General features: G+C 67.2%; 15 protein-coding genes. 10 read left to right on the plus strand and 5 right to left on the minus strand.

Annotated elements, in window-relative coordinates; translation table 11 throughout:
• Nucleotides 1-43 precede the first annotated feature (43 nt).
• The 7 genes from hemC to FHR22_RS19385 all read left to right on the plus strand — a co-directional run bounded on the left by hemC (nt 44) and on the right by FHR22_RS19385 (nt 7,477).
• Nucleotides 44-997 carry a hydroxymethylbilane synthase gene (gene hemC / locus FHR22_RS19355; RefSeq protein WP_166945308.1) on the plus strand — a complete coding sequence of 318 codons (954 nt, stop codon included), beginning with the start codon at nt 44-46 and terminating at the stop codon, nt 995-997.
• Entirely contained in the window at nt 994-1,680 is a 687-nt protein-coding gene (locus FHR22_RS19360; protein WP_166945309.1) for a uroporphyrinogen-III synthase, read from the plus strand. Before hemC ends, FHR22_RS19360 begins: the two co-directional genes overlap by 4 nt.
• A 19-nt stretch (nt 1,681-1,699) precedes the next feature.
• The gene (locus FHR22_RS19365) at nt 1,700-2,611 is read left to right on the plus strand and encodes an MICOS complex subunit MIC60 (RefSeq protein WP_166945310.1); all 912 of its coding nucleotides are present in this window, start codon (nt 1,700-1,702) and stop codon (nt 2,609-2,611) included.
• Between the two features lie 75 nt (nt 2,612-2,686).
• Nucleotides 2,687-3,889 carry an acyl-CoA dehydrogenase gene (locus tag FHR22_RS19370; protein ID WP_166945352.1) on the plus strand — a complete coding sequence of 401 codons (1,203 nt, stop codon included), beginning with the start codon at nt 2,687-2,689 and terminating at the stop codon, nt 3,887-3,889.
• A complete protein-coding gene (locus FHR22_RS19375; protein WP_243853864.1) occupies nt 3,882-5,021 on the plus strand; it encodes a CaiB/BaiF CoA transferase family protein in 1,140 nt (379 codons plus the stop codon). Before FHR22_RS19370 ends, FHR22_RS19375 begins: the two co-directional genes overlap by 8 nt.
• A 162-nt stretch (nt 5,022-5,183) precedes the next feature.
• Nucleotides 5,184-6,077, plus strand: a complete 894-nt coding sequence (locus tag FHR22_RS19380) for a TauD/TfdA dioxygenase family protein (RefSeq protein ID WP_166945311.1) — start codon at nt 5,184-5,186, stop codon at nt 6,075-6,077.
• Nucleotides 6,074-7,477 carry an FAD/NAD(P)-binding protein gene (locus tag FHR22_RS19385; protein ID WP_341786962.1) on the plus strand — a complete coding sequence of 468 codons (1,404 nt, stop codon included), beginning with the start codon at nt 6,074-6,076 and terminating at the stop codon, nt 7,475-7,477. The genes FHR22_RS19380 and FHR22_RS19385 overlap by 4 nt, the downstream gene beginning before the upstream one ends.
• Before the next feature lie 60 nt (nt 7,478-7,537).
• On the opposite strand, the gene FHR22_RS19390 is transcribed toward FHR22_RS19385, so the two are convergent.
• The 3 genes from FHR22_RS19390 to FHR22_RS19400 form a co-directional block, all read right to left on the minus strand.
• Nucleotides 7,538-8,263 carry a hypothetical protein gene (locus FHR22_RS19390; protein WP_166945312.1) on the minus strand — a complete coding sequence of 242 codons (726 nt, stop codon included), beginning with the start codon at nt 8,261-8,263 and terminating at the stop codon, nt 7,538-7,540.
• A gap of 7 nt (nt 8,264-8,270) precedes the next feature.
• Nucleotides 8,271-9,482: a toxic anion resistance protein gene (locus FHR22_RS19395; RefSeq protein ID WP_166945313.1), complete on the minus strand. Its 1,212-nt coding sequence runs from the start codon at nt 9,480-9,482 to the stop codon at nt 8,271-8,273.
• 65 nt (nt 9,483-9,547) lie between these two features.
• Complete coding sequence (locus FHR22_RS19400; RefSeq protein WP_166945314.1) at nt 9,548-10,516, minus strand: bile acid:sodium symporter family protein; 969 nt, start codon at nt 10,514-10,516, stop codon at nt 9,548-9,550.
• A gap of 279 nt (nt 10,517-10,795) precedes the next feature.
• Here FHR22_RS19400 and FHR22_RS19405 point away from each other — a divergent pair, with 279 nt between their 5' ends.
• Together FHR22_RS19405 and FHR22_RS19410 are read left to right on the plus strand one after the other, a co-directional pair.
• Complete coding sequence (locus FHR22_RS19405; RefSeq protein WP_166945315.1) at nt 10,796-11,326, plus strand: hypothetical protein; 531 nt, start codon at nt 10,796-10,798, stop codon at nt 11,324-11,326.
• Nucleotides 11,327-11,405: 79 nt separating this feature from the next.
• Complete coding sequence (locus FHR22_RS19410; protein ID WP_341786972.1) at nt 11,406-12,002, plus strand: 5'-methylthioadenosine/S-adenosylhomocysteine nucleosidase family protein; 597 nt, start codon at nt 11,406-11,408, stop codon at nt 12,000-12,002.
• Nucleotides 12,003-12,326: 324 nt separating this feature from the next.
• Here the strand turns inward: FHR22_RS19410 and FHR22_RS19415 are convergent, their stop codons facing one another.
• Entirely contained in the window at nt 12,327-13,334 is a 1,008-nt protein-coding gene (locus FHR22_RS19415) for a cytochrome d ubiquinol oxidase subunit II (protein WP_166945316.1), read from the minus strand.
• On the minus strand, nt 13,331-14,728 hold the full coding sequence (locus tag FHR22_RS19420; protein WP_166945317.1) for a cytochrome ubiquinol oxidase subunit I: 1,398 nt from the start codon (nt 14,726-14,728) through the stop codon (nt 13,331-13,333). Before FHR22_RS19420 ends, FHR22_RS19415 begins: the two co-directional genes overlap by 4 nt.
• Before the next feature lie 206 nt (nt 14,729-14,934).
• On the opposite strand from FHR22_RS19420, the gene typA reads away from it, so the two are divergent.
• Nucleotides 14,935-16,767: a translational GTPase TypA gene (typA, locus tag FHR22_RS19425; protein WP_166945318.1), complete on the plus strand. Its 1,833-nt coding sequence runs from the start codon at nt 14,935-14,937 to the stop codon at nt 16,765-16,767.
• The last annotated feature ends 182 nt before the right edge of the window (nt 16,768-16,949 follow it).

Raw genomic sequence — 16,949 nt, forward strand, 5'->3', positions numbered from 1 at the left:
ACCCGCCCCTTTATCCCGAGGGCAAGCCGCGCTAGCAGCGCGCATGGCTTCGATCCCGCTTCCCACCCCCGCTCGTCCGCTGCGTATCGGCACGCGCGCCTCGCCGCTCGCGCTCGCGCAGGCGAATTTAGCTGCTGCGGCGCTTGTCGCGGCGCACGCGCTCGACCTCGCCGCGCTCGAAATCGTGCCGATGACCGCGACCGGCGACCGGATCCAGGACCGCGCGCTTGCCGAGGTCGGCGGCAAGGCGCTGTGGACGCGCGAACTCGACGCCGCGCTCGATGCCGGCGGCATCGACATCGCGGTTCATTCGCTGAAGGATGTCGAGACGCTGCGCGATCCGCGCTTCGCGCTCATCGCGATGCTCGAACGCGCCGATCCGCGCGACCGGCTGGTGACGCGCGAGGGGATCGAGGGGGCGACGATCGCCGGCCTGCCGCAGGGCGTGCGGCTGGGGACGAGCAGCCCGCGCCGCGCCGCGCAGGTGCGGCGGCTGCGCCCCGACATTCAAACCGCGCTGCTGCGCGGCAATGTCGCAACGCGGCTTGGCAAGCTCGCGGCGGGCGATGTCGATGCAACGCTGCTCGCCGCCGCAGGGCTCGACCGGCTCGCGATGCACGATATCGGCGCGGTGATACCGATCGACTTGCTGCTGCCCGCCGCGTCGCAGGGCGCGATCGGCATCGAGTGCCGCGCCGACGATCCCGCCACGCGCGCGCTGCTTGCGGCGGTCGACCATGCGCCGACCCATGCCGCAGTCGCCGCCGAGCGCGCCTTTCTGGCGGCGCTCGGCGGCGACTGCCGTTCACCCGTCGCCGCGCATGCGCATTGGCGGGGCGACGGCACGCTGCGGCTCGACGCCGAAATCTATTCGGCCGATGGTGCCGGGCATGTCGCGGGCCATACGCTGATGACGATCGCCGATGCCGCAGGCGACCTGGCCCGCCGCCTGCTCGGCGAAGCGCCCGAATCGGTGCGGCAGCTGTTCGCGGCATGACCGGCCTGCCGCTGATCGTCACGCGGCCCGATCCGGGCGGCGCGGCGACGGTGGCGCGCGCGGCGACGCTAGGGCTCGATGCGCATCATATGCCACTGTTCGCCGCCCATGCCCTGTCATGGACCGCGCCCGATCCGGCGGACTTCGACGCGATGCTGCTCACCAGCGCGCAGGCGGTGCGGCTGGCCGGCGCGGATCTCGGCCGGCTCGCGGCGCTCCCCGTGCATGCGGTCGGCGCCGCAACCGCCCAGGCCGCGCGCGGGGCGGGGCTGTCGGTCGCGATGACCGGGGAAAGCGACGCGCAGGATCTGCTCGACGCCATGGCGGCGCAGGCCATCGGCCGCATCCTGTGGCTTTGCGGCCGCGACCGTTCGGCGTTCGATGCGCGCGGCGCGTGGCTCACCTGCCTGCCCTGCTACGCCGTCGATCCCGTCCCGCCGCCTGCCGGCTGGCCCCGATTGATCGCGGCCCCCGCGGTGCTGCTGGCACATTCGACGCGCGGCGCGGCGCGGATTGCCGATCTGGCCGGCGTGGCGCGTAAGCATCTGAAACTCGTCGCAATCAGCGCCAAAGCCGCCGCAGCGGCGGGCGATGGCTGGGCGATGATCGCGATTTCCGACCGCCCCGACGACGCGGCAATGTTGGCAGAGGCGCATGCTTTGTGCCACAAGGGGGGCAAATAGGGTCGTTCGAAAGAAACACATGCCAATCGACAGCATCGACACGTCCTCGCCCATCGGGGGCGAGGCTCCGGCGAGGAAGCTATCGTTCCGCACACTCGCCATCGGCGCGTTCATCCTGCTCCTCGTCGGCGTCGTGGGCGGTGGCTGGACGATGAATCGCCTGCTCGCGGACCGGGGCAATGCGCCGGTGACAAAGGCGATCGAGACCGCGATGCCCGACGCCGCGCTGGCGATCGTGGGGGGGACCGAGCCGGATGCCGCCGCGGGCCAGCCCGTGATGGCGGTCGCCCCGATCGACGGCGCCAATGCGCTCGCCGCGCGCGTCGCCGAACTCGAACAGCGCCTGTCGCGCATCACGCTCGAAGCCGAATCGGCGTCGGGCAATGCGTCGCGCGCCGAGGGCCTGCTCGTCGCCTTCGCCGTCCGCCGCGCGCTCGATCGCGGGCTGTCGCTCGGCTATCTCGACGCGCAGCTTCGCCTGCGTTTCGGCGACGACCAGCCCAATGCGGTCAAGACGATCATTGAAACCTCGCGCGAGCCGGTAACGCTCGAACAATTGCGCACCGACCTCGACGCGCTGGCGCCACAACTCGTCGGGCGCAGCGAGGGAAATGGCAGCCTGTGGACCGGATTGCGCCGCGAAATCAGCGAATTGTTCGTCGTCCGCGCGGCGGGGACGCAATCGACGCGCGCGTCGGAACGGCTCGACCGCGCGCGCCGCTATCTGGCCGCGGGGCAGGCCGACAAGGCGATCACCGAGGTCAAGGCGATGCCCGGCGTCGACGCCGCCGGCGAATGGCTGATCGATGCGGGGCGCTATCACGAGGCACGCCGCGCGCTTGACCTGATCGAAACCGCGGCGATATTGGAACCGCGCGACAGCCCGCCTGCCGCGATCGCCGGTCGCCGACCGGCTGCGACCGCCCCTTAGGCCGGCAAAAACCGGCCGTTCAGACCTTAACGCGCCGCCCGCCGGGCGTTCGCTTGCCAGAGAAAGCCCGTGACCATGGCCCTCGCCGATCCGCAGCGCATCGAAGCGCTCGACCCGTTCGACCCGCTTCAGATCGACGATCAGCTGAGCGAAGAAGAGCGGATGATCCGCGACGCCGCGCGCGCTTATGCGACGGGCGAATTGCTGCCGCGCGTCACCTCGGCCTTCCTCGACGAGCGATTCGACCGCGAGATCATGTCCGAAATGGGCGCACTCGGCCTGCTCGGCGCGACGATCGATCCCGAATATGGCGGCGCGGGTCTCAATTATGTCTCTTATGGTTTGATCGCGCGCGAAGTCGAACGCGTCGATTCAGGCTATCGTTCGGCTTGCTCGGTGCAAAGCTCGCTCGTGATCCATCCGATCAACGCCTATGGCAGCGAAGAACAGAAGCGGAAGTTCCTCCCCGGGCTGACCTCGGGCGAACTGGTCGGCTGCTTCGGCCTGACCGAGCCCGACGCGGGCAGCGACCCCGGCAGCATGCGCACCCGCGCCGAGAAGATCGCAGGCGGCTACCGCCTCAAGGGCGCCAAAATGTGGATCACCAATTCGCCCATCGCCGACGTCTTCGTCGTCTGGGCGAAGTCGGAGGCGCACGATGGCGAGATTCGCGGCTTCGTGCTCGAAAAGGGCATGAAGGGCCTGTCGGCACCGAAGATCGAGGGCAAGGTGTCCTTGCGCGCCTCGATCACCGGCGAGATCGTGATGGACGGGGTCGAGGTCGGCGAAGACGCGCTGCTCCCGCATGTCTCGGGGCTGAAAGGCCCGTTCGGCTGCCTCAACCGTGCGCGCTATGGCATCGGCTGGGGCGCGATGGGCGCCGCCGAATTCTGCTACGAGGCGTCGCGCAATTACACGCTCGAGCGCAAGCAGTTCGGGCGCCCGCTCGCGGCGAACCAGATCGTCCAGTTGAAGCTCGCCAATATGCTCACCGAAATCTCGCTCGGATTGCAGGCCGCGCTGCGCGTCGGGCGGTTGATCGACGACGGCCGGCTCGTCCCCGACGCGATCAGCCTGCTCAAGCGCAACAATTGCGGCAAGGCGCTCGATATCGCCCGCATCGCGCGCGATATGCACGGTGGCAACGGCATTTCGGCCGACTATCATGTCATCCGCCACGCGGTGAACCTCGAGACGGTGAACACCTATGAGGGCACGCACGACGTCCATGCGCTGATCCTCGGCCGCGCGATCACGGGTATCGCCGCCTTTGCCTGACCGCGAACCGGCGCCGAAGCCGCTGGCGGGCATTCGCGTCGTCGAATTGGCGCGCGTGCTCGCGGGGCCGTGGAGCGGGCAATTGCTCGCCGACCTTGGTGCCGAGGTGATCAAGGTCGAACGGCCGGGCGCCGGCGACGACACCCGCGAATGGGGTCCGCCCTTCGTAACGGGTGCCGACGGTGCGAATCTCGGCGCCGCCTATTATCACAGCTGCAACCGCGGCAAGCAAAGCGTCGCGATCGACATCGCCAGCGCCGAGGGCCAAGCGGCGGTGCGCGCGCTGCTCGCCGACGCCGATGTCATCATCGAAAATTACAAGGTCGGCGGGCTGGTCAAATATGGCCTCGATCCTGCGCGGCTGCGCGCCGATTTCCCGCGGCTGATCGTTTGTTCGGTGACCGGTTTCGGGCAGACCGGCCCTTATGCGCATCGCGCGGGATATGATTATATCGTCCAGGCGATGAGCGGCTTCATGTCGCTGACCGGCGAGCCCGGCGGCGCACCGCAAAAGGCGGGCATCGCCTATGCCGACATCTTCACCGGCATGTATGCGACCGTCGCGATCCTCGCCGCGCTGCGGCGCCGCGATAACACCGGAGCGGGCGCGCATATCGACATGGCGCTGCTCGACAGCCAGGTCGCGGTACTCGCCAACCAGGCCGCCAACTATCTGGCGAGCGGGATCGTGCCCAAACGCATGGGCAACGGCCATGTCAATGTCGTGCCCTATCAGGTGTTCGCGACCGCCGATGGCCAGCTCGTCATCGCGGTCGGCAACGACAGCCAGTATCGCAAGCTGTGCGCGATCCTCGGCATGCCCGAATGGGGCGACGATCCGCGCTTCTTCAACAATGCCGCGCGACTCGCCAACCGCGCCGAGCTGATCCCGCTACTCGCGGCGAAGATCGCGGCCTGGGATGCGCAGCCGCTGTCGCTCGCGCTCGAAGCCGAAGGCGTGCCGTCAGGCCCGATCAACGACATGGCGGGGGTGTTCGCCGACCCGCAGGTGATCGCCCGCGGCCTGCGCTTCCGCCCCGAAGGCGCATCGATCGACGGCGTCGCCAGCCCGATCGTCATCGACGGCGAACGCATGATCGCCGTCACCGGCGCCCCGCCGCTGGGCGGGTAGCAGCGGCAAAACGAGGCGAGCTCGCCCTGCGGCCAGTCGCGGATGCGGTGCGGACTGTCGCGCGACACTTGTCAATCAAATCAGTTGAATTATATCTCGAACATCGGGACGTAGTCCGAGTCGACCGAGCCAAACCGTCTTTCCGTGCCGAAAGGATCGCCCATGGCCACCCAGCTTCACGCGCCCGACCTGTTCGAAACCGCCCGCTCGCTGGGGGTCGCGATCATCCCCGCAACCCCGGCGATCGGCGCCGAAATCAGCGGGTTGAACCTCGACCGCCCGCTTTCTTCCGGCGAGGCGGACCTGCTCCGCGCCGCGTGGCTGCGCTTCAAGGTCGTCTTCTTCCGCGACCAGGATATCAGCCATGAAAGCCATGTCCGGCTCGGCGAGCTATTTGGTGAGCTCGAAGGTCATCCGGTGATCCCGTCGGTCGACGGCTATCCCGAAATCCTGCGCATCGAAGGCGTCGAAGGCGTGCAACTCACCGCCGAGACGCTCGCGCCCTTCCAGGCCTATAATAAATGGCACACCGACGTGACCTTTCGCGAACGGCCGTCGATCGCCTCGATCCTGCGCGCGCGCATCCTGCCGCCGCTTGGCGGCGACACGATGTGGGCCGACACCGCCGCCGCCTATGCCGGGTTGCCGCAGCCGGTGAAGGACCGCATCGCGGGACTGGAGGCCGAACATGACATCGTCCGCAGTTTCGGCGGCCGCGTGACCGAGGAAAAGCGGGCACAGCTCGCCCGCGACTTCCCGCCGGTGCGCCACCCGGTGGTGCGCTCGCATCCCGAAACGGGCGAGAAGATCCTCTACGTCAATTACACCTTCACCAGCCGCATCGTCGGCCTGCCCGAGGAGGAAAGCGACAGCCTGCTCCGCCTGCTCTTCGACCGGATCAAGGTGCCCGAATATCAGGTGCGTTTCCGCTGGACGCCGAATGCAATCGGCATCTGGGACAATCGCTCGACCCAGCATTATGCGGTCGGCGATTATTGGCCCGAGCACCGGCTGCTCGAACGGGTGACCGTCTCCGGCGACGTGGTTACCCGGTGAACCTGATCACCACCGAACTTCACTCGCCGCGCCCGCGCTTTCGCACCGCGACGCGCGTCGCGATCGTCGGGGCGGGCTTTTCGGGCACGATGCTCGCCTTGAACCTGCTCGAACAGGCCGATGTCGAGGTGCTGCTGATCGAACGCGACCGCCACCGGATGGGGGCCGGCGTCGCCTATAGCAGCAGCGAAAGCGCGCATCTCCTCAACGTGCGCGCGGGCAATATGAGCGCTTTTGCCGACCGGCCCGACCATTTCTGCGACTGGCTCGCCTCGCGCGGGCTCGGTTGCGACGCCGCCTTCGTCACCCGCGCCACCTATGGCCGCTATCTGCGCGAGGCGCTGGCGGCGGCGATGGAGCGTTACGGCCGGCGGCTGAAGCTGGTCGACGACGAAGTGCTCGATATCGCGGAGCGCGGCGGACAGGTGACGCTGGGGCTCGTCAACGGCGGGCTGATCGAGGCCGACCGCGCGGTGCTCGCGATCGGCAACCTGCCGCCGCACGATCCGCCCGCCATCGCGGGCACCGGGCTGCCGTCGCATCGCTACATCGGCGATCCGTGGGCGGGCGATTTCACCGAAGGTCTGGCGAACGACGAGGCGGTGCTGATCATCGGCACCGGGCTGACCGCGGTCGACGTCATCCTGCGGCTGACCGCGCACGGCTTTACCGGGCCGATCGCCGCTCTGTCGCGGCGCGGGCTGCGCCCCCACCGCCATCTCGACGGGCTGCCGCGGCCGCGGCCGGTGCTGGCCAAGCCCGCGCCCGAACTGTCCGAACTGGTGCATTGGGCGCGGGGCGAAGCCCGGCAGCAGGACTGGCGGCTCGCCGTCGATTCGATCCGCCCGATCACCCAGATGATGTGGGCGTCGGCCGATGCCGAAAAGCGCGCGCGCTTCCTGCGCCATATGCGCCCCTTCTGGGACGTCCACCGCCACCGGCTCGCGCCCGAGGTGGCGGATCGCATCGACGCGCTCGTCGCGTCGGGACAGCTGGCATATCATGCCGGCAAGATCGCGGGTGTCCGCGCCGATCCTGACGCGCTCGCCGTCGACTGGCGCCCGCGCGGCACCGACCGGATCGAAACATGGCGCGGCGCGCGGATGATCAATTGCACCGGGCCGCAGGGCGACCTGCTCCGCTCGTCCGACCCGCTCGTTCGCCGCATGCTCGCGGCGGGGCGCATCCGGCCCGACGCGCTGCGCCTCGGGCTCGACATCGACCGCGACGGCCATATCGTCGATGCGAAGGGCCGCGCGTCCGAACATATCCTCGCGATCGGGCCGATGACGCGCGGCGACCTGTGGGAAGTCGTCGCGGTTCCTGACATCCGCATCCAGGTCAGCGCGCTCGCCCGCCGCCTGGTCAACGCGCACTGGGTCGCGGGCGAGGGGCTTTAGAACGTGATGACATGACGTTCTAGCGTAATGAGACCCAGCGCCAGCTCGCTATGACGGAATTTAGGCCCCCGGCGTCTCGTCACCTTCCAGCCCCTGATATTTGAGCTGGAGATAGCGTTCACGCGTCGCAAGTTTATCGAGTTCACCTGCCGCGAGGCTGCGCGCGGCGTGGCCGATCTCGCTTTCGAGCGTCTTGAGGCCGCCGACGAGCGTTTCGTCGGGGGTCCGCCCGGCATGCGCTTCGCCGCGCAGCCCCGCCGGGATGCGTTGATAGCCGGCGACGAGTTCGGGCAGGTCTTCGCCGACGAGCTTGCGAATATTCGCTGCCGCGGGGCTCGCCGCATCGAGCGTCTGGAGCTGCGGCGCGAGCAGGTCGAGCTGGACGCCGATGCCGTCGACGAGCTGGCGCGCCGGCGCCGGCAAGGCAGGCCGCTGCGCCTCGAGCCAGATTTCGGTGCGCCCCGCGAGCTGCTTCAGATCGGCCTTGGGCAGGTCGGCCTGGCGCGGTTCGGGAAAGGGCGAGCGGCCGAACAGCACCGCGACCCCGATCAGCAGGATGAACAGCGCCAGCAGCCCGGTGAAGCCGAGCGGCTGGATCAGCGCGCCGAACACCGCCGCGCCGATCAGCACCACCCCGGCCGCGATCAGCATCCGGCCGAGCTTCTTGTAGAGATGCTGGCGCCGCAGCGCGACGCTCTTGGTGCCGATCGGGCGTCGCCGTGTCCGCGACCGCTCGATCGCCGATGTCGCCGAAAGCCGGACCTTGTCGACCTCGCTCATCGTCATCGTACGCCTAACCTTCGAGCGCGGCGAGCGGGCTGTCGGCGCCGCCGACGCTCGCCTGCGCCTGGCTCGCCCCTTCGGCGCGCGCGATATAGCCCTTCGACTTCGCGACCTCGCCCTCCAGCGTGGTGACGGTGGTCTTCATGTTGTCGAGCGCCTTCAGCTTGAAGGTGTCGATCGCGTCCATCGTGTCATAGATATTCTGGAACGCGCGCTGGAGCGTCTCCATCGGAATCGTGCTCGACGCCGCCTGTTCGTGGATGCGCGCCGTATTGTCCTTCAGCATCTTCGACGTGCCGTCGATGATGTTCGCGGTCGTCGTGTTCAATGCGGTGATCTGTTCGAGCACCAATTTCTGGTTGGTCATCGCCTGCGCGACGGTGATCGCGGTTTTCAGGGCGCCGACGGTGGTCGTGCTCGCGCGATCGACGCCCTTCACCAGCTCGACATTATTCTTTTTGACCAGATCGAGCGCCAGATAGCCCTGCACCGTCACCGCCATCTGGGTGAGCAGGTCCTGCGTCCGCTGGCGCGCATAGAAGAGCGCATTTTCGCGGATCACCTTTGCCTTGGCGGGATCGACGCCGTCGAGTTCGATCGCTTTCGCTTCGAGTTTCTCGTCCAGCGTCTGCGCGATATGGACCATCTGCTCCAGCTTGCCCATCGCTTCCCACAGCTTGCGCCGCTCGACGTCGATGGCGGCATTATCCATCAACAATTCGTCCTTGCCATTGGCGAGCGCGGTCAGGATGCCGCCGATATGCGTCTGCGCACTGCGATATTGCGCGAAATAATTGCTCACCTTGCCGCCGAAGATCTTGTCGAGGAATCCGCGTTTGCTCAGCAGCTTGCCATTCGCCGACGGATCGAGCCGCTCGACCGTATTCCTGAGTTCGATCAGATTCTGGCCGATGTCGGTGTCGCGGTCCATCGCCTTGATCGGGCGGTCGAGAAAGCGGTTCGACTGGTTCGCCGCTTCGAGCATTTCCTTGCGGCCCATGTTGGTGATCTGGTCGACCTTCTGCCCGAAGGCGGGCGAATTGACGTCCTGCGCGACGAGATCGTCGATGAAGCCGTCGACGCGTTCCTCCAGCTTCGACTTCTGTTCGGTCGACAGCGGGACAAGGCCGGCGGCCTTTTCGGGCGCGACCGCAGGCACGGGATCGGGCGGGGTCAGCTTCAGCTCGTCGGTCGCGGTCGCCGTTGCGGTCAATTCGCTCATTCGTCTTCCTTCCAGCCCCCAAAGAGAGGATTTGGGCCGCCGCCTATATGGCACGCGGACCTGTGTTATTCAAGCACCACACCTTCGTCGCCGCGCAGCGCCGGCGCAATCCATGCGGACAAGATCAGCTGCGCCATATGATAGACGAGGATCGGGACCAGCACCATGCCGGCGATGGCGGGCGGAAACAGCGTCGAGGCAAGCGGTGCCCCGACCGCGATGCTTTTCTGCGCCCCCGCGAAAAGCAGGGTGATGCGGTCGGGACGGCGCAGCCCGAGCAGCCCGCCGAGCGTCCACGCGCCGCCAAAGGATAGCGCGAGCAACGCCGCGACCGCGGCGCATATGACGCCGACCTCGCGCGCGTCGAGCAACTGCCATATCCCGGCAACCACTGCGGCGGAGAAGGCGACATAGACGGCGATCGCCACCGTCGTACGGTCGAGGATGGTGACGAGCGGCCGATGCGCGAGGACCCATGGGCGCAGCCAGCGCTGCGCGACCTGTCCCGCGAGGAAGGGCAGCAGCAGGATCGCCACGATCCGCAGCACCCCGTCGCTGTGGATTTCGCCCGCGTTGCCCGCCAGCGCCGCGAACAGCAAGGGCGAGGCGCCGACCCCGACGAGGTTGAGCAGCGCCGCAGCGACGACACTGGCGGCGACATTGCCGCCCGCCATGCTGCTCGACGCCGCCGCCGACTGGACCGTCGAGGGCAGGATGCCGAGAAAGAGGAAGCCGAGCGCGAGCGCCGCGGGCACGAACGGCGCGGTTGCCGCCTGCGCCGCCAGCCCGAACAGCGCCATGGCGCCAAAGCAGAAGGCGAGCGCGCCGCCCTGCAGCTTCCAGCCCAGGATGCCGTGCAGCACTTCGTCCCGCGGCAGGCGCACCCCGTTCAGGAAGAAGAGGAAGACGACCGCCGCGGTCGACACAGCCTGCGCCACCGGCACCGCCGCGCCGCGCACCGGCAGCAGGCTCGCGAGCAGGATCGTCACGAACAGCACGGGGACGAAGCGGTCGGGAAAGATACGCGCGAGCATCAAACGGCGTGATGGGCGATCGGCGGCCGCGGCGCAAGCGCACGCAAAGCCGGACCGCACGGGATTGCCCCGCGTCCGCCGCTGTGTCATTTCGGTGCCAGGGGAAGCGGGGGCGGTGATGAAGCAGCAATATCGTATCGGATTGGCGCTGATCGCGCTGGTCCTGCTCGGCGGTTTTGCGGGGCCGTTCGGTGTCTGGTCGGGTTTCCGCGCGCCGGCGGCGAGCGATTATCGCCGCGCCGCGACGACCGCGCCCTGCCCCGCGGTGGGATACAGAATTTGTCCGCCGAACGGAGCGCGGCGCTGCTCGCGGCGCTGGCGGACGTCTGTGATATCCTCGCCGATCCCGAATTTTCGCGGCGGATCGAACGCGAACCCGAATGGCTTGCCGACTGCCTGAGCAACAAGATGCCGGGCAAGCCGGTGACCGGCGCCGCGGTCATCGCCGCGCTGGTGCCGCCCCGCACCCCCTTCTCGGTCGTTGCTGAAAAGCCGTGGCAGGCCGAAGCCGTCACCAATCTGGGATATCCGGCGATCGCGATCCGCAAGCAGCGCTTTGCCGCCTGGGCGTCGGGCGCCCCCCGGCGTCAGGCGCAGATGATCGAAACGCTGGCGCACGAAATGACCCATTTGATCCCCGAAAGCGAGGGCAGCCTCCGCTCGTTGTTCAAGGATGAAGATCATGTCGACAGCACGGACCCGGCCAAGGCGCATAAATGCCTGAACAGCAAGCTCGTCAGCTACGACAGCGGCCAGATCGTGGCCGACATCTGGCTCGAACGGCGCGCCGCCGCCACGGCCCGCAACTGAAAGGGCGACTCCGCTGTCCGCGATCCTGATCCTCGCCGCGCTGTCTGAAGAGGCCGATGCCGTATTTCCCGGCGCCGGGATATGCACGGCGGCAGCCTTCGCGGTCCGGCGCCTCGCGGCGCACGGCCATGATCTCACCATCGCGACCTGCGGGCTGGGGAAGGTCAACGCCGCGCTCGCCGCCGGCCTGTTTGGCGCCGATGCCGATATGCTGCTGATGACCGGCACCTGCGGCGCGCTCGGCGCCGCGCCGGGGGCCTATTGGCTCGCCGAGGCGGTGCAGCATGATTATGGCGCGACCCATCCCGGCCGCTTTCGCCGCTATCGCGCCGGCGACTGGCCGATGGGTGAGCCGGGCCCGGAATCGCCCGGCGCGCATTTCGCCGCGATGTCCGATCCGGGCCTCGGCCTGCCGCACGCGCGGATCGCCAGCGGCGACAGCTTCATCGCCTGCCCCGATGCCGCCGCCGATCTCCAATCGCTCGGCGCGACGCTCGTCGACATGGAGGTCGGCGCGGTGGCGCAGGCCGCGGCGCGGCTGGGCAAGCCATGGGCAGCGATCAAGGCGGTGACCGACGAAGCGAACGGCGACAGCGGCGGCAGTTTCCAGACGAACCTGACCCGGGCAGCGCGGACAGCGGGGCAACAGACCGAGCAGCTGGTGGCGATGCTGTGACGAATAGCGGCGAACGGCTGGTTGCCGCCCTATCCATCATCGTCACCCCGGACTTGACCCGGGGTCCCGCTTGATGTCGAAAACTGCCGGATGACCTTAAAAAGCGGGATCCCGGGTCAAGCCCGGGATGACGAGGGAGAGGGCGAAAGCGGCCGATTGCGGATGTTCTTCTCCCCTCCCTTTTAGGGAGGGGCTGGGGGTGAGTAGCCGCCGAAGGCGGCGCGCTTCCTCTTGCTCGCTCCGCTCGCGACCTACCCCTAACCCCTCCCTAAAAGGGAGGGGAATGTCTCGAATCCACCCCAAAACCGATAGACCCCTCCGCACTCACTCATAGCTGAGGTGCGTCGCCTTGCCCCGAAAAATCCAGTGCGACAGGATCGAATATCCCAATATCACCGGCAGCACGAACAGCGCGCCGATCAGAATGATGCTGAGCGATTCGGGGCTCGCCGCCGCCTGCCAGATGTCGAGCCGGTCGGCGATCAAATAGGGGTAGAAGCTGTAGGCGATGCCGACGAAGCCCAGCGCAAACAATATGCCCGCGGTCGCGAGCGGCACCCATGACAGCTCGTCCTTCGGGCGCAGCGGCCGGCGGAGGAAGATGGCAAGGCCGACGAACAAGGTTGCCGAGGCGATCGGGATCGGCAGCAGCGCGATAATCTCGGGCAAGCGGAACCAGCGAGTGAAAATGCGTGTCGACAGGAGCGGCGTCGCGATCGAGATGATCGCCATCGCGAGCGCGGTCAGCCACAGGGTCACCTCGGCCCAGCGCACGGCGCGTTGCTGCAAATCGCCCTCGACCTTGTAGATCAGCCAGCAGGCGCCGACGAACAGATAGCCGGCAACAAGGCCCAGGGCCGCGAGCAGGCAAAACAGCACCGCAGCGAAGCTCTGGTCGAACCCCAGCACATAGGCGCCGAGCATATAGCCCTGGCAGAGCGCGGTGAGCAGCGATCCCGCGAAGAATGCGTGGTCCCAGCGATGCTTGTGCTCGGGCGGGGCCTTGGCGCGAAATTCGAATGACACGCCGCGCAGGATCAGCGCGACGAGCATCAGCACGACGGGCAGGTAAAGCTGCGTCAGGATGAGCCCGTGTGCGACCGGGAAAGCGACGAGCAGCAGCCCGATGCCGAGCACCAGCCATGTTTCGTTCGCGTCCCAGAAGGGGCCGATCGACGCAACCATCAGGTCGCGCTCTTCGTCCTTCTCAAGCCGGGTCAGCATGCCGACACCAAGGTCGTATCCGTCGAGGATGACGTAAAGCAGGATCGACAGCCCCATCAGCCCGGCGAAGATCACGGGCAGCCACCAGGGATCGAAAAAGGGCGTCATGGCTTGACCTCCAATGGCGCGGCAGGGGCCCCGGGAACCTCGGCGCCGACCCCCGGCAGCGGAAACATCGGCTTGCTGTCGGGCGCCGCCTTGCCGAGCCGCGCGAGGCGATAGAGCACCGCGACATAGGCGGTCAGCAGCACCGCATAGACGGCGAGGTAGAGCGTCAGCGAACTCGCGACCATCGTCGATCCGACCGGCCCGACCGCATCGGCGGTCTTGAGCACCCCGGTGACCAGCCACGGCTGGCGGCCGATCTCGGTGACGTACCAGCCGGCCAGCGTCGCGCCCCAGCCGGCAAAGGTCATCAGCGCGAGCAGGCGCGCCAGCCAGCGCGGCAGCGCATCGACGCCGCGGCGCGCGATATGCCAGGCCGCCAGCCACGAAATGAGCAGCATCAGCACGCCGATCCCGACCATGACCCGAAAGCCCCAGAACAGCGGGCCGACCGGCGGGTGGTTGCCGATATAATCATTGAGGCCCGGAACGACGCCTGCCGCATGATGTGTCAGGATCAGGCTCGCGCCCGACGGGATCGCGATTTCCATATGGTTGGTGCGCGCCTTGCCGTCTGGGATGGCGAACAGGATCAGCGGCGCGTGCGGCTGCGTTTCCCAATTCGCCTCCATCGCCGCGATCTTTTGCGGCTGGTGCTCCAATGTGTTGAGCCCGTGCTGGTCGCCGACGAATATCTGGACCGGGATCAGCAGCGCCGCGGCATAGACGGCAGCCTTCAACGTCCGCCGCACCCCCTCGCCGCCGCCGTCCCTCAGCCAGCGCCACGCGCTCAGCCCCGCGATCAGGAAGGATACGGTCAGCGCCGATGCGATCAGCATATGCGTCAGCCGGTACGGCATCGAGGGGTTGAAGATGATCGCCCACCAGTCGGTCGCATGGACGACGCCGCCCCGTATCTCATACCCCGCCGGCGTCTGCATCCAGCTGTTGAGCGCGATGATCCAGAAAGCCGACAAGGTCGTCCCGCCGGCGACCAGCAGCGTCGCCATCGTGTGCACCCAGTTGGGAACGCGGCTGAACCCGAACAGCATGATGCCGAGGAACACCGCTTCGAGGAAGAAGGCGGTCAGCACCTCATAGGCCAGCAGCGGTCCCGCGACATTGCCGACCTTTTCCATATAGCCGGGCCAGTTGGTGCCGAACTGGAAGCTCATCGTGATCCCCGACACCACCCCCATCGCAAAGCTCAACGCGAAAATCTTCACCCACAGGCGATAGGCATCCATCCACGCCGCGTCGCGCGTGCGGTTATAGGCGAGCTTGAAGCCGAGCAGCGCCCAGCCGAGCGCGATCGTGATCGTCGGAAAGAGGATGTGGAAGCTGATGTTCGCCGCGAACTGGATACGCGCGAGAATCAGCGGGTCGAGAGCGTCCATCGATGCCATTCCCCTGCCGGACGGGTTTGAGAGTCTGTCCTGGCCCGGCCGTCTTCTACCACGGATACCGCGAACGGCGAACCTGGACAGATTGTCCGCAATGACGGCGTGCGGCAATTTCGTTGCGCCGCAGCATCGCTTCTGTTAGGGGCGCGGCGTTTCGCGGCGCCACGGGCGCTGCCCCCTTCCATCAAGGCTTCTTTCGCATGTCTTTGCGCAATATCGCCATCATCGCGCACGTCGATCATGGCAAGACCACCCTCGTCGACCAGCTGTTCCGCCAGTCGGGCACCTTCCGCGACAACCAGCGCGTCGAAGAACGCGCCATGGATTCGAACGATCTTGAGAAAGAGCGCGGGATCACCATCCTCGCGAAGTGCACCAGCGTCGAGTGGGGAGAAGGCGCCGACCTGACGCGCATCAACATCGTCGACACCCCGGGTCACGCCGACTTCGGCGGCGAGGTCGAGCGTATCCTCAGCATGGTCGACGGCGTCATCCTGCTTGTCGACGCGGCCGAAGGCCCGATGCCGCAGACCAAGTTCGTCACGGGCAAGGCGCTCGCGCTGGGCCTCAAGCCGATCGTCGTCGTCAACAAGATCGACCGCAGCGACGCGCGCGCCGCCGAAGTGCTCGACGAGGTATTCGAGCTTTTCCTCGCGCTCGAAGCCAATGACGAACAGCTCGACTTCCCGATCCTCTACGCCTCGGGCCGCGGCGGCTATGCCTCGGAAAGCCCCGAAGCGCGCGAAGGCACGCTCGAGCCTTTGTTCAAGACCATCGTGTCGCACGTCCCGACGCCGGGTCTCGACGAAGATGCGCCGTTCACCTTCCTCGCGACCCTGCTCGACCGCGATAACTTCATCGGCCGCATCCTGACCGGCCGCGTCCAGTCGGGCACGGTCAAGGTCAACCAGGCGATCCACGCGCTCGACATGGACGGCAAGGTCATCGAGACCGGCCGCGCGTCGAAGCTGCTGGCGTTCCGCGGGCTCGAGCGCGTTCCGGTCGAAGAAGCGAAAGCGGGCGACATCGTCGCGATCGCGGGCCTGACCAATGCGACCGTCGCGAACACGATCGCCGACACCAGCGTCAGCGAACCGATCGCCGCGCAGCCGATCGATCCGCCGACGCTGTCGATGCGCTTTGCCGTGAACGATTCGCCGATGGCCGGCCGCGAGGGCAGCAAGGTGACGAGCCGCATGATCCGCGACCGCCTGCTGCGCGAGGCCGAAACCAATGTCGCGATCCGCATCACCGAAAGCGCCGACAAGGACAGCTTCGACGTCGCGGGCCGCGGCGAGCTTCAGCTCGGCGTGCTCATCGAAACGATGCGCCGCGAAGGCTTCGAACTCGGCATCAGCCGCCCGAAGGTGCTGTTCGGCGAAGATGAAAACGGCAAGCGCACCGAGCCTTATGAAACCGTCGTCATCGACGTCGACGACGAACATAGCGGCACGGTCGTCGAGAAGATGCAGATCCGCAAGGCCGACCTCACCGACATGCGTCCGTCGGGCGGCGGCAAGACGCGCATCACCTTCAGCGGTCCGTCGCGCGGCCTGATCGGCTATCATGGCGAATTCCTGTCCGACACGCGCGGTACCGGAATCATGAACCGCCTGTTCGAGAAATATGGCCCGCACAAGGGCCCGATCGAAGGCCGCAAGAATGGCGTGCTGATCTCGAACGGCAGCGGCGAAGCCGTCGCCTACGCGCTCGGCCCGCTCGAAGAACGCGGCATCCTCTTCGTCTCGCCCGGCGAGGCGCTGTATGAGGGCATGATCATCGGCGAGAATGCCAAGCCCGACGACCTCGAGGTCAACCCGATGAAGTCCAAGCAGCTCACGAACTTCCGTTCGACGGGCAAGGACGACGCCATCCGCCTGACCCCGCCGCGCCGCATGACGCTCGAACAGGCGATCGCCTATATCGACGATGACGAGATGGTCGAGGTAACCCCGAAGAACATCCGCATCCGCAAGGCGCTGCTCGATCCGCACGAGCGCAAGAAAGCGTCGCGCAAGAAGGAAGCGGCATAAGATGAAAACCGGCGGCCCAACGGCCGCCGGTTTTTCTTTGTGTGATGGGTGCAATGACAAACCCGCGGGCAGCTTTGGGGTGGATTTGAGACATTCCCCTCCCTTTTAGGGAGGGGTTAGGGGTGGGTCGCGAGCGCAGCGAGCAAGAGGAAGAGCGCCGCCTTCGGCGGCTACCCACCCCC

It is taken from the genome of Sphingopyxis panaciterrae (genome assembly GCF_011762125.1).
Taxonomy (GTDB): domain Bacteria; phylum Pseudomonadota; class Alphaproteobacteria; order Sphingomonadales; family Sphingomonadaceae; genus Sphingopyxis; species Sphingopyxis panaciterrae.